11 protein-coding genes are annotated in these 13092 nt (G+C 62.4%); 1 reads left to right on the top strand and 10 read right to left on the bottom strand.

The window, feature by feature from the left end; all coding sequences use genetic code 11:
• Window positions 1-78: 78 nt before the first annotated feature.
• The 8 genes from ACWTU8_RS05700 to ACWTU8_RS05665 all read right to left on the bottom strand — a co-directional run bounded on the left by ACWTU8_RS05700 (window position 79) and on the right by ACWTU8_RS05665 (window position 9532).
• Window positions 79-462, bottom strand: a complete 384-nt coding sequence (locus ACWTU8_RS05700) for a nitrile hydratase accessory protein (RefSeq protein WP_164891962.1) — start codon at window positions 460-462, stop codon at window positions 79-81.
• Window positions 449-1108 carry a nitrile hydratase subunit beta gene (gene nthB / locus ACWTU8_RS05695; RefSeq protein ID WP_455847359.1) on the bottom strand — a complete coding sequence of 220 codons (660 nt, stop codon included), beginning with the start codon at window positions 1106-1108 and terminating at the stop codon, window positions 449-451. The genes ACWTU8_RS05700 and nthB overlap by 14 nt, the downstream gene beginning before the upstream one ends.
• Window positions 1105-1710 (bottom strand): nitrile hydratase subunit alpha, encoded by a 606-nt coding sequence (gene nthA / locus ACWTU8_RS05690; protein WP_455847358.1) that lies wholly within the window; start codon window positions 1708-1710, stop codon window positions 1105-1107. Before nthA ends, nthB begins: the two co-directional genes overlap by 4 nt.
• A 70-nt stretch (window positions 1711-1780) precedes the next feature.
• Window positions 1781-4945: an efflux RND transporter permease subunit gene (locus ACWTU8_RS05685; protein ID WP_455847357.1), complete on the bottom strand. Its 3165-nt coding sequence runs from the start codon at window positions 4943-4945 to the stop codon at window positions 1781-1783.
• On the bottom strand, window positions 4942-6180 hold the full coding sequence (locus ACWTU8_RS05680) for an efflux RND transporter periplasmic adaptor subunit (protein ID WP_455847356.1): 1239 nt from the start codon (window positions 6178-6180) through the stop codon (window positions 4942-4944). The genes ACWTU8_RS05685 and ACWTU8_RS05680 overlap by 4 nt, the downstream gene beginning before the upstream one ends.
• Window positions 6181-6347: 167 nt before the next feature.
• Window positions 6348-6944 (bottom strand): LysE family translocator, encoded by a 597-nt coding sequence (locus ACWTU8_RS05675; protein WP_455847355.1) that lies wholly within the window; start codon window positions 6942-6944, stop codon window positions 6348-6350.
• A 151-nt stretch (window positions 6945-7095) separates the two neighbouring features.
• The gene (ilvN, locus tag ACWTU8_RS05670; RefSeq protein WP_029351349.1) at window positions 7096-7668 is read right to left on the bottom strand and encodes an acetolactate synthase small subunit; all 573 of its coding nucleotides are present in this window, start codon (window positions 7666-7668) and stop codon (window positions 7096-7098) included.
• Between the two features lie 82 nt (window positions 7669-7750).
• The gene (locus ACWTU8_RS05665; RefSeq protein ID WP_455847354.1) at window positions 7751-9532 is read right to left on the bottom strand and encodes an acetolactate synthase 3 large subunit; all 1782 of its coding nucleotides are present in this window, start codon (window positions 9530-9532) and stop codon (window positions 7751-7753) included.
• 495 nt (window positions 9533-10027) lie between these two features.
• On the opposite strand from ACWTU8_RS05665, the gene ACWTU8_RS05660 reads away from it, so the two are divergent.
• Window positions 10028-11830, top strand: coding sequence for an NAD(P)-binding domain-containing protein (locus ACWTU8_RS05660; RefSeq protein ID WP_455847353.1), 1803 nt, complete (start codon window positions 10028-10030; stop codon window positions 11828-11830).
• 14 nt (window positions 11831-11844) lie between these two features.
• Here ACWTU8_RS05660 and ACWTU8_RS05655 read toward each other — a convergent pair whose 3' ends face one another.
• Complete coding sequence (locus tag ACWTU8_RS05655) at window positions 11845-12372, bottom strand: GNAT family N-acetyltransferase (RefSeq protein ID WP_455847352.1); 528 nt, start codon at window positions 12370-12372, stop codon at window positions 11845-11847.
• 82 nt (window positions 12373-12454) lie between these two features.
• Complete coding sequence (locus ACWTU8_RS05650; RefSeq protein WP_455847351.1) at window positions 12455-13021, bottom strand: helix-turn-helix domain-containing protein; 567 nt, start codon at window positions 13019-13021, stop codon at window positions 12455-12457.
• Window positions 13022-13092 lie beyond the last annotated feature (71 nt).

Below are 13092 nucleotides of genomic sequence, written 5' to 3'. Positions count from 1 at the left end.
CGGGCGTACCGCCGACATTGACGCAACTTATCAGGCAGAGGTCGGAACGTAAAGGGAACAAAGTCGAGCCGCCACGACCTAACCGGTCGGGCCACCACGACCTTCGGTCCGGCTGGGATCGTTCTCCAGCAGGATCGGCTTGCCATGGGGCGTTGCGTGCGCGGCGCGTTCCCAGGCAGCGGCAAGCGTATCGACATCGCTCTTGCCGGCGACGCCTTTGGCCGACAGCAACTTTTCCAGTGCTGCCAGCCAGTGCTCGTAATAATCATGGCCATCGCTCGCGGCACCCGGCTTCTTGACCTCGGCGGACAAGGCGTCCGCCCATTCGCTCCAAGAGAACAGGCCCTTGTCGTGCAGTGCGACCGTCATGGCGAAGGCTTCCGCTTGCCATGGCTCGGCGAAAACCGGCGCATCGACGCCGGCCGGCAGCGCGGTGACCGACTTCGCCTCACGCCGGTTCAAGATAGCTTTCCCAGGCGTCGATCGACACGGTCAGCGTCGGGTCGGCGCCCTCGCCCCAGATTTCCGCGCCCTCAAAAACCACCGTATAGACCCATTGCGGGTTTTCGCCTTGCCCATGCGCGTTGGTGTCGGGAAAGACAAAACCATCGCGCACCGCCTCGACGGCGCCTTGCTTGCCGCGTGCGAAGCGCGGCAGCCGCGTATGGCCGGTCGGATGAAAATTCTTCGTCCGCACGAGGTCGCCCGCCTTGAACCGAGCCGGGGTGGCGATCGGCCGGTCGCATGGGCCGCCCTTGGCCAGCACCGCCAGCACGTTTTCCGCCTTCAGCACCCTTTTGGGCGCCGCAGCTGGATCGACCGCCTTGCCCGCGACCAAATCGCGATCGCTGACGAAGCCATGCCGCTTGAGCAAGGTTTCCAGCGCCTTGATCCAGATCTCGTAGTAGCTGGAGGCATAGTAGTCGGCTGGATGCAGCGACTCCCGCGCATGCCGGCTCTCGTCGATTGTCCACGCCCCCATCGCGCCGGCGCACAGCGTCACGCCCAGCGCACGCCTTTCCCAGGCGGCATGGAAATAGGGCTCGTCCTTCTCAGGCGCGACCGGCCCGAACCCCATCTGTCCGCCGAGATCCTGCGGCCCGTTCATTTCGGCGCCCCGGCCAGTCCGGTGCCGATCATCGCGTCGCGCGTCACCAGATCCGCCAGCCGCTCCTCGCTCCAGTCCTCGGTGCCGTTCGGCCGCGTCGGCACGACCAGATAGCGGAGCTCGGCAGTAGAGTCCCACACCCGGATTTTGGTCGTTGCCGGCAAGGTCAGCCCGAATTCTTCGAGCACGCCGCGCGGATCGATCACTGCACGCGAACGATAGGGCGGCGCCTTATACCAGACCGGCGGCAGGCCGAGCACCGACCACGGGTAGCACGAGCACAGCGTGCAGACGACGAGGTTGTGCGTGTCAACCGTGTTGAAGACGGCCTGCATATGCTCACCTTGCCGTCCGGTGTAGCCGAGCGAGCCAATCGCCACCGTCGCGTCACGTTTCAGCAAGGCAGCAAAGTCAGGATCGACCCAGGCCTTCGCCACCACCTTGGCGCCGTTGCGCGGGCCGATTTTTGTCTCGTAGGTGTCGACGATCACGTCGATGGCGGCCGGATCGATCAGCCCTTTCTGGGTAAGGATCGTCTCCAGCGCGCGCACCCGGGCGGCAAAAGGATCAAGCTCGTTGTCGTGGTCGTGATCATGGGACATGGGCGTCAAATTACGATCGCGAGCCGCCGGCGGCAAGCGCCACGGCTTGGGCCAGTGAAACCCATCGGCTTTACTCTGCAGCCGCCTTTTGCGGCTCGCCCTGCAACTCTTCTCCGCCCTCGAACAGCGACGGCTGGTCAACGGTTTCGACCGGTAGCTGCTCGTCCCGACGCTGCGGCCACAGCCCGAGAAGCCAGCCGGAAAAATGCTCCATGTAGACATAGATGACCGGCGTGACGAACAGCGTCAGCGCTTGCGAAGCGACCAGGCCGCCGACCACCGCAACGCCGAGCGGCTGGCGCAGTTCCGCGCTGGCGCCGGTCCCGAGCGCGATCGGGATCGTGCCCATCAACGCCGCCAGCGTCGTCATCATGATCGGACGAAAGCGCATCAGGCAGGCCTTGTGGATGGAATCGAGCGGCGACATCCCCTCGCGCCTGAGTTCGAGCGCAACGTCGATCATCATGATGCCGTTCTTCTTGACGATGCCGATCAGCATCAGGATGCCGATGACCGCGATCACCGACAGGTCCATGCCCGCAAGCCGCAACGCCACCAGTGCGCCGAGCACGGCCGACGGCAGTCCGGTCAGGATGGTGAGGGGATGGATGAAGCTCTCGTAGAGGATGCCGAGGACGATGTAGATGGTCAGGATCGCGCCGCCGATCAGCAGGCCCTGGTTGGCAAGCGAATCCTGGAACGTTTTCGCCGTGCCCGAAAAAGTGGTCGAGATCGTCGCCGGCATGCCGATCTTTTCCTTCAGGGCATTGATGTGGGTCACGCTGTCACCGAGCGCGACGCCCTGCGGCAGATTGTAGGAGATGGTCACAGCCGGAAGCTGGCCGAGCTGATTGACGGTCAAGGCGCCGGCGGTCCGATCGACACTGGCGAAAGCGCCGAGCGGCACCAGGCTGCCGCTGGCCGTCCTCACCTTGATCGCCAGCATCCTTTCTGGAGACCACTCGATCCTCGGGTCGAGCTCCATGATCACCTCATAGCTGTCGGCCGAACCGAAGATGGTCGACACTTGCTCGGTGCCGAAACCGCCATAGAGGCTGGAGCGCAGCGTATCGGTGTCGATGCCAAGCGTCGCCGCCTTGTCGCGGTCGACCACCAAAGACGCCTGCAGGGCGTTATTCTGCAAATCATTGGTGACGTCTGTGAAGGCTGCGTGATCCGCGACCATAGCGTCGGTGAGCTTCTGCGCCCAGCTGTCCGCCGCGCCGATGTCGAGGCCCTGCACGACGAGCTGATAGGCGCTGGCCGAAGCGCGCGCGCCGAGCCGCAGATTCTGCACCGGCTGCATGAAAGTTTCGATGCCGGGAACATTGGCCAGCTGCCGCCGCAGATCCGAGAGCACCTTGTCGATATCGGGGCGCTGGTCCTTGTCCTTCAATTGCACATAGAGCCGGCCCTGGTTGAGCGCGTTGTCTCCGCCGCCTACCGACCACCCTACATGCGAGACATAGGGTGAATGGGTGAAGACATCAGCCACTTGCCCCTGCAGCTTCACCATGGCGTCGAACGAAATGTCCTGGCGCGCGGTGGTCGTCACCGAAATCTGGCCGATATCCTCCTGCGGGAAGAAGCCCTTCGGCGAGGTCTGGATCAGCCAGACCGACAGTGCGGCCGTTCCGATAAAGACGAGAAAAACCAGGAAACTGTGCCGCAGGCAGAAGGTCAGCAGCCAGTCATAGCCTCGCATGAAGAAATTGTGCCTGTGATCTCCGCCCTGCGCTGCTTCGCGCTCGGCCTTCGACACCGATAAAAGCCGCGAGCACAGCATCGGCGTCAGTGTCAGCGAGACGAACATCGACGCCAGGATGGCGACTGTCACGACCACCGCGAACTCGTTGAAAATGCGGCCGATCACTCCGCCCATCAAAAGCACGGGGATGAACACCGCCACCAGCGAGATCGAGATCGAAATGATGGTGAAGCCGATTTCCCGCGCACCTTTGAGCGCCGCGTCGGGGGCCGATAGCCCATCCTCCTCCATGTGGCGGAAGATGTTCTCCAGCATGACGATCGCATCGTCGACGACAAGGCCGACCGCCAGTGTCAGACCCATCAGCGATATGTTGTCGATAGAAAAGCCGAACAGGAACATGGCGCCGAGCGTGGCGATCAGCGAGATCGGCACCGCCACCGCCGGGATGATTGTCGCGGTTACCCGGCGCAGGAACAGGAAGATCACCATCACCACCAGTGCGATGGTGAGCAGCAGCGTGAACTGCACGTCGTCGACCGCCTCGCGGATCGAAGTCGAGCGGTCGTTGAGCAACTGGATACTGGCCGCCGCCGGCATTTGGTCCTGGAAGGACGGCAGCATCGCCTTGACGCGGTCAACGACGTCGACGGTGTTGGCATCGGGCTGGCGCTGCACCGCCATGATGATCGCGCGGGTGCCGTCGTACCAGCTTGCCGTCGTCGTGGTCTCGACCGAATCGATGACGCGGGTCACCTCGCCGAGCCGCACCGGACGGCCGTTCCTGGTGGCTATAATGATGTTGGAAAATCCCGCCGCGTTGTTCAGCTGCGTATTGGCGGTGATCGTCAGCTGCTGCTTGTCGTTCTGCAGCACGCCGAGCGGCGTGTTGCTGTTGGCCGAGGCGATCGCCGTCTGCAGCTGGTCGATCGAGATGCCGCGTGCGGCGAGCGCCGTCGGATCGATCTGGACGCGCACGGCGTATTTCTGCTGCCCGAAGATCGAGACCTGCGCCACGCCTTCGATCGTCGACAGCGACGGCGAGATCACATTCTCGGCAAAGGCATCGAGATCGGTCAGCGGAACCGTGTCGCTGACCAGCGACATCAGGAGGATCGGCGCATCGGCCGGATTGACCTTGCGGTAGCTCGGCGGGCTGGTCATCTCGGGCGGCAATTGCCGCTGCGTTCGCGCGATCGCCGCCTGCACGTCGGCCGCCGCGGCGTCGATGTCGCGATTAAGCACGAACTGGATGGCGATCGAGGTGGAGCCAAGCGAATTCGTGGTCGAGATCGAATCGATGCCGGCGATGGTGGCGAACTGCTTGATCAGCGGCGTTGCCACCGAGGTCGCCATGGTTTCCGGCGAGGCGCCGGGCAGCGAGGCCGAGACGTTGACCACCGGAAACTCGGCGCTCGGCAGAGCGGCCACTGGCAGGAACCTGTAAGCGAACAGCCCGCCCAGCACGAGGGCAAAGGACATGAGCAGGGTGGCGACGGGCCTGCGGATGCAGAATTCGGAGATCATGGGCGCGTCCCGGCCGCCTTGCCAGCCTCCGCAACCCTTGGAGACGCCTGATCGCCGGTTCCGACCTGGGCTTCGCGGATCGGCGAACCGTTCTTCAGCTTTGCCTGGCCCTCGACGACGACACGTTCGCCGCTTTTCAGCCCCTCGCCGATAGCGCTGCTGTCGCCTTCGGTCAGCGCGACCTGCACGGGCCGCATCTCCACCGTCTCGTCAGGCTTGATCACATAGACGAACGGTCCCTTCTGGCTGGGCTGGACCGCAACCGTGGGAACGGAGGTCATTTGCGGCATGATGCCGGCATCGAGAACGACATTCACATATTGGCCCGGCCACAGCGAAAGATCGGCATTGGGCACGCGGGCACGCGTTGCGATCGTGCCGGAGGCTGTGTCGACGCTGGAATCGACGAAATCGAGGGTCCCCTTGCCGATCGGCGTCGGATCGCCGTCCCTGGTCAGCGTGACTGCGCCTTCCCTTGGCTCCGCCAGCGCCTTGTGCAGCAAGGCAAGATCGCTTTCCGGAAGATTGAAGTTCACCTGCAACGGGTCCACCTGGGTGATGGTCACCAGCGGGGTCGACGTGGTGTTGCCGTTGCTGGTGGTGACGAGATCGCCGATCGCGACGTTGACCGCGCCCAGCCCGCCGGAAATCGGCGCCGTGATCGTGGCAAAGCCGAGTTGGACAGCGTCGGCATCGAGCGACGCCTTGTCGGCATCGACTGTGGCCGCAGCGGACTTCTGCGCGGCGATTGCCTGATCATAGGTTTGCTGCGTGCCAGCCTGCCTGGCGACAAGGTTCTTGGCGCGCTCAAGATCGGCCGTGGCACTGGCAAGCAGCGCCTCGTCCTTGGCGAGCGTCGCCTGGTCACGGGCCTGTTGCGCCTTCAGTGAGCGGTCGTCCAGCGAGAACAGAAGGTCGCCAGCCCTCACCATCTGCCCGTCCTTGACGGCGATCGATGTGATCTGGCTCGAGATCCGTGCGTTCACGCTGACCACGGCGGGGGAGGATACGAAGCCGATGGCGTAGCGCCGGATCGGGAAGTCGGCCGTCGAAGCGGTGGCGGCAACCACCGAGGTCGAACGTGCGGCATTTGCGGCGGCCGCCGGCTTGTCAGGAGCCGCCTGCCCCGCTGACAGCATCTGCCGGACCTTGTCCGTTGCCGCGGGCGAAAGGTAGAGCCCGGCTGCGACAAGGCAGGCGGCCGCAAGCACCGCAAGCACGATCTTCCCACGCATTGTCAAAAGCCTTCTATCCGACACGCCGTGGTTCGGTGGTCATATCTTGACGTAACTCGCAGCCTAGTGCCGCGGTTTTCACCAAGTAGATAGGAGGCGCCGAAGGCGAAAAAGTGCCAAAACCCGGCATTACGAAGATTTAATGTGCAGTGCACAATAATAGGCAGCTACCCAAGCATCGGCCACAGCGTCGCCGCCAGCAGAACGCCCATGGCGATGTTGAACCATTTCAGCCGTACCGGATCCGACAGAAAACCGCGCAGCGCCATGCCGAAACCTGCCCACACCGAAACACTCGGCAGGTTGACGACGGTGAAGGCTATCGAGATCAACGCCACCGACAGAAACGGATGCTCCGGAATGGCATAGACGGCCATGGCAGTGATAGCCATCACCCAAGCCTTGGGATTGACCCACTGGAACGCTGCCGCATCGATGAAACGCATCGGTCGCGCATTGGCCTCGCCCTTGCCGCTAAGCGAACGCGACATGGCGATCTTCCAGGCGAGATAGACCAGGTAGACGCCGCCCGCGACCTTCAACCCGGTGTGCAGCGCCGGAAACGCAGTCAGCACGGCGCCGAGACCGAAGCCGACGGCCAGCAGCAGCACGAGAAAGCCGATGCTGATGCCCAGCATATGCGGAATGGTTTTGGCAAAACCGAAATTCACGCCGGAAGCCAAAAGCATGAAGTTGTTCGGGCCCGGCGTGATCGAAGTCACGAAGGCATAGACCAGCAGGGCAAAAAATGCATCGAGGGTCATGGCTTCTTCCCAAGCAGGTCAGCAATATTGTCTTTTTGGTTCAGGCGCACAAAGGCCACCCCGCGCCGGCAGCCGGGCCAGAGGATCAGCACCAAAAGCAACAGACAAGTGTAGGCGGCGCCAGCGCGTTGGAGCCATAGCGCCGGACGGTTTACATCCCCTGCGGGCCGCGATTCATCGCCGCCACGCCGGTGCGGCAGATCTCGACCAGGCCGAGCGGTTTCATGATGGCGATGAACTGGTCGATCTTGGAGCCCTTGCCGGTGATCTCGAAGATGAAGTGCTCGGTATTGGCGTCGATGACGCTAGCGCGGAAGGCATCGGCCAGCCTCAGCGCCTCGACGCGACCTTCGCCGGTGCCGGCCACTTTCACCAGCGCGAGCTCCCGCTCCAGCGGCCGGTCCTGGCCAAGTTCATGCGAGCGCACGGTGAGATCGACGACACGGTGCACCGGCACGATGCGCTCGAGCTGATGCTTGATCTGCTCCAGCACATGCGGCGTACCCCGCGTTACAATGGTGATGCGCGACAGATGCTTTTCATGTTCGGTTTCGGAGACCGTCAGGCTCTCGATGTTGTAGCCGCGTCCGGAAAACAGGCCGATGACCCGGGCCAGCACGCCCGGCTCGTTGTCGACCAGCACGGAAAGCGTGTGAGTCTCCGGCTTTTCCGTTTCCTTGGCGATGAAGTAGGCGGAGCCGGTCGGTTGAAGCTGTGCGTTCATGACATGAATCTCGATTTCAAACTTTTGAGCCAATTCTCTGTTTCCGCACGGCTTCTTCCGACAGCCCTGCCCCGGCTGACAGTTACACCAGTTCCCTGCCCTTGGCGTCGATGGCGTTGGCCACCGCCTCGTCGGTCGCCTCATCCGGCAGAAGCATCTCGTTGTGCGCCTTGCCCGACGGGATCATCGGGAAGCAGTTGGCAAGTGTCGCCACCCGGCAGTCGAAGATCACCGGCTTCTTCACCGAAATCATCTCCTTGATCGCGTCGTCCAGCTCGTCCGGCTTCTCGCAGCGGATGCCGTGGCCGCCATAGGCTTCGGCAAGCTTGACGAAATCCGGCATCGCTTCGGTGTAGGAATGCGACAGCCGGTTGCCGTGCAGAAGCTGCTGCCACTGCCGCACCATGCCCATATACTGGTTGTTGAGGATGAAGATCTTGATCGGCGCTTCGTGCTGCACCGCGGCACTCATCTCCTGCATCGTCATCTGCACCGAGGCGTCGCCAGCAATGTCGATGACCAGCGCATCCGGGTGCGCGATCTGGACGCCGAGCGCCGCCGGCAGGCCGTAGCCCATCGTGCCGAGTCCACCGGAGGTCATCCAGCGGTTCGGCTTCTCGAAATGGTAGTGCTGCGCCGCCCACATCTGGTGCTGGCCGACCTCGGTGGTGATGTAGGTGTCCATGTCCTTGGTCAGCGCGTAGAGCCGCTGGACGGCATATTGCGGCATGATCACGTCGTGGTTCATCTTGTAGGCAAGCGAATCCCGCGCCCGCCATTTCGCGATCTGCTCCCACCACGGGTGGAGCGCCTTCTTGTCGGCTTTGGCGGTCGCCCGCCACAGCCGCACCAGATCCTCCAGCACCCGGCCGACATCGCCGATGATGGGCACATCGGTGTGGACGTTCTTGTTGATCGACGATGGATCGATGTCGATATGGATCTTCTTCGAGTTCGGCGAGAACGCGGTGAGCCGACCGGTGATACGGTCGTCGAAGCGCGCGCCGATGCAGACCATGACGTCGCAATCATGCATCGCCATATTGGCTTCATAGGTGCCGTGCATGCCGAGCATGCCCATCCAGTTCTTGCCCGACGCCGGATAGGCGCCAAGGCCCATCAGCGTCGAGGTGATCGGGAAGCCGGTCAGATCGACCAGTTCGCGCAGCAAATGGCTGGCTTCCGGGCCGGAATTGATGACACCGCCGCCCGTATAGAGGATAGGCCTTTTCGCGTTGGCCATCAGTTCGACCGCCGCCTTGATCTTTTCCAGGTCGCCCTGGACCTTAGGCTGATAGCTCGTGCGCGGCGCCGTCTGTGGCGGCACGTAGATGCCCTTGGCGAACTGCACGTCCTTCGGAATATCGACGACGACCGGACCGGGACGTCCTGTCGTTGCGACGTGGAAGGCCTCGTGGATGATTGCCGCGAGCTCGTTGACGTCCTTCACCAGCCAATTGTGTTTGGTGCAGGGGCGCGTGATGCCGATCGTGTCGCACTCCTGGAACGCGTCCGAGCCAATCAGCGAGGTCGGTACCTGACCGGTCAGGCAGACCAGCGGGATCGAATCCATCAGCGCATCCTGCAAGGGCGTCACCGCGTTGGTGGCGCCCGGCCCCGATGTCACCAGCATGACGCCGGCCTTGCCGGTCGAGCGCGCATAGCCCTCCGCCGCATGACCCGCGCCTTGCTCGTGACGGACGAGGATGTGCTCGACCTCGTCCTGTTGGAAGATTTCATCATAGATCGGGAGAACCGCGCCACCCGGATAGCCGAAAACATGTTTGACGCCGTTATCCTTCAGCGCCTGCACCACCATTTCGGCACCGGTCATTTCGCGCCGCTCGTTCTGTCCACTGCTCATCGGTCTGGTCCCGTACTGTCCGCCATGCGGCGATTGCTGGTCGTTTAGTCGTGTTTCGGGCAATAAAAAAGGCCCCCGAGGGAGCCTGTGTCTTGCGCATGGGAGGTTTTCGCCCGGCGGTTACACCGCCTTGCCCACGCGCTTTCCTACTACGAGAATGAGTGCCGTTTTCATGGTGGCGGACAATAGAATTGGTTTTGCGCCGCTGTCAACGGCGAATGTGCACGACGCCAAAAGGGTTTGAACCCGTTGGTCATATCGGACGGCCGGTTGACGATCATCGCATTGAGCCAGTTGGTTCCGCCACAAGGCACCGTTCCGGTACGATCGCCGGCAGGACCAGAGTTCACGATCGTCCCGATAAGCCATTGAAACCACGCCAAACTATTTGACGACGTGACGCGGCGCACAGTTTGCCGCGATACTCCGGTCAACCGGGCTGGGAGGGTCCGGCATAGCCACGATGACGACCAGGACTTCACGGGAGGAAATTTGATGCTCGACAAGGCCCCAGGGAAGAAACTGTCCGACCTGCTCGACCAATTCGGCGCAGCGCTTGCCGCCGGCGACATCGACAAGGCGGTCGGGTGCTTTCAGGAAGACTGCTACTGGCGCGACCTGGTGACCTTCACCTGGAATATCAAGACCATGGAAGGTCGCGACCAGGTGCACGACATGCTGACGAGCCAGTTGGCGAAGACGAAACCTTCGAACTGGGCGCTTGCGAAAGGCGAAGAGGCCACAGAGAGCGACGGGCTGCTCGAAGGTTGGATCAGCTTCGAAACGGAGGTTGCGCGCGGCTTCGGCCATATCAGGTTGAAGAACGGCAAGATCTGGACGCTCCTCACCACCATGGTCGAGCTGAAGGGTCATGAGGAACCCGCCGGCTTCGCCCGGCCGTTGGGCGCCAAGCATGGTCACGGAAAAAACCGGCCGACCTGGAAAGAGGAGCGTGAGAAAGAAGTCGCCGAACTTGGCTTTGTCAGTCAGCCCTACACGCTGATCATCGGCGGCGGCCAGGGCGGCATCGCGCTCGGTGCCCGGCTGAGGCAGCTCGGCGTGCCGACCATCATCGTCGAGAAGAACGAGCGTGCCGGCGATTCATGGCGCAGGCGCTACAAGTCGCTCTGCCTGCACGACCCGGTCTGGTACGATCATCTGCCCTATATCGACTTCCCCAGGAACTGGCCGGTCTTCTCGCCCAAGGACAAGATCGGCGACTGGCTGGAAATGTACACCAAGGTCATGGAGCTGAACTACTGGTCCTCCACGGAGGCCAAGAGCGCCGCCTATGACGACGAGAAAAAGGAGTGGACGGTCGTCGTCCATCGCGGTGGCAAGGACATAACGCTGAAGCCGAAGCAGCTGGTGCTGGCCACCGGCATGTCGGGCCGGCCCAACATCCCGAAGTTCAAGGGCATGGAGAATTTCAAGGGTGATCAGCACCATTCTGCGAAACATCCCGGTCCGGACAGCTACGTTGGCAAGAAGGTCGTCGTCATCGGTTCGAACAATTCCGCGCACGATATCTGCGCCGCACTCTGGGAAGCCGGCGTCGACGTCACCATGGTGCAGCGCTCGACTACGCATATCGTCAAATCCGACACGCTGATGGATGTCGGGCTCGGCGCGCTCTATTCGGAGCAGGCCGTGCAAAACGGCATGACCACGGCCAAGGCCGACCTCATCTTCGCCTCCCTGCCCTACAAGATCCTGCACGAGTTCCAGATCCCGCTCTACGAAAAGATGAAGAAGCGCGATGCCGCCTTCTATGAGGGCCTGGAAAGGGCCGGCTTCATGCTCGACTGGGGCGACGACGGTTCGGGCCTATTCATGAAATATCTCCGGCGCGGTTCCGGCTACTACATCGACATCGGCGCCTCCCAGCTGATCATCGACGGCGCCATCAAGCTGAAAAGCGGCGTCGACGTGACCGAGATCAAGGAACATTCGGTCCTGCTCAGCGACGGCACCGAGCTGTCGGCCGATGTCGTCGTCTACGCCACCGGCTACGGTTCGATGAACGGCTGGGCGGCGGAGCTGATCTCGAAAGAAGTCGCCGACAAAGTCGGGAAGTGCTGGGGTCTCGGCTCGAACACCACCAAGGACCCCGGCCCCTGGGAGGGCGAACAGCGCAACATGTGGAAGCCGACACAACAGGAAGCGCTCTGGTTCCACGGCGGCAATCTGCACCAGTCACGCCACTATTCGCAGTTCCTGTCGCTGCAGTTGAAAGCACGGCTCGAGGGCATCGCTACGCCTGTCTACGGGCTGCAGGAGGTCCACCACACGGGATAGAAATTTCGGGGCTGTTACCGGGACTGGCCGATGCGCTTCCAGTAGATAAGCGTACCGGTCAGTCCGCCATGCGGCTTCAATGCAAAGTCCGGTATCTCACCGGCAAGCGTGAAGCCCAACCTCTCATAGAGACCGGAAGCGCCCTCCTCTGTCGCCGTATCCAGGACCAGCAGCGTGCGGCCCTTTTCGACTGCGAGGCTTTCGGCCGCCCACATCAGGCGAGTAGCCACGCCTTTGCCGCGATGGTCGACGCGGGTCATCAGCTTGGCGATCTCGGCCCGGTGCGGCTGGTTGGGGGGACAGTCGAGCAGCAAGGTAACGGTGCCGACCAGAGCCTCGCCGTCCCAGGCACCGAGCACAGCTCTTTCGCCTCTTGCAGCCGCAATAAGCGACTTCCTCCAGAAGGCGCCTGCGGCGCCCGGCGCCAGCGGATGCATGAAACTGACCGATCCACCGGCCGCTACCGTCTCGATCAGCATATCGACCAGCATTGCATGCGTTTGCGCAGTTTGTGTCAGCGCCTTGATTTCGATGGAACTCATGCGTGCAAGATCCCTGGAGCGAGATGAAACTCGCTGTGAATGCGTGAGAGCTTCGGTCGGGCCATAAGATGCGGCCCTGTCATCAGCCTCTGGCCAGCGCGACCAGATACTCGGCGGCGTCCGGTCCCGGAGCGTGGAAGCTGCAATCCGACGGCGCGCCAAGTGCCAGGCAGTCACCCGGTTCGAGACTGTGGACGACGTCGCCCTCGGTGAATTCCAGCCGTCCGGACATCAGCCATATCTGTTGTCTGATGAAGGCATAGGACGCTGCCGGAAAGCTCACCTTGGCTCCCGCCGGCAATTGAACCCGGATCAGCTCGAGCGGCATATCCGAGACCGGCGAAAGATGCCGCCTGACATAGCCTGTTGCGGGATCGCGCCAAAGCGGTTGATCGCTTTCGCGAAGCAGCCCGCCGCCCTGCAGCTCGGCCCGCGCGATGAGGGTGGAAAGCGTCATGCCGAAGGCCGCGGCGACCCGCACGAGAAGTGCTGCGGTCGGGCTCGTCTTGCCGCGCTCTATCGTGCTGAGCATAGCTTTCGACACGTCGGACCGGTCTGCGAGCTCCGCCAGCGACCAGTCCCTCAAGGCTCTTTCGGAGCGTATGCGCCTGCCGATGGTCGAGGAGATGTCGTTCGCTATATGAGTCATTCATCCGGTATATCGAAATTTTGGCTTAGAGCAAGGCGCCGATCAAATTCAATTTTCACGAATGGCTTAAT

It is taken from the genome of Mesorhizobium sp. BHbdii (genome assembly GCF_053848045.1).
The sequence above is the reverse complement of the archived record's forward strand: the minus strand, read 5'-3'. Positions and strand labels throughout refer to the sequence as shown.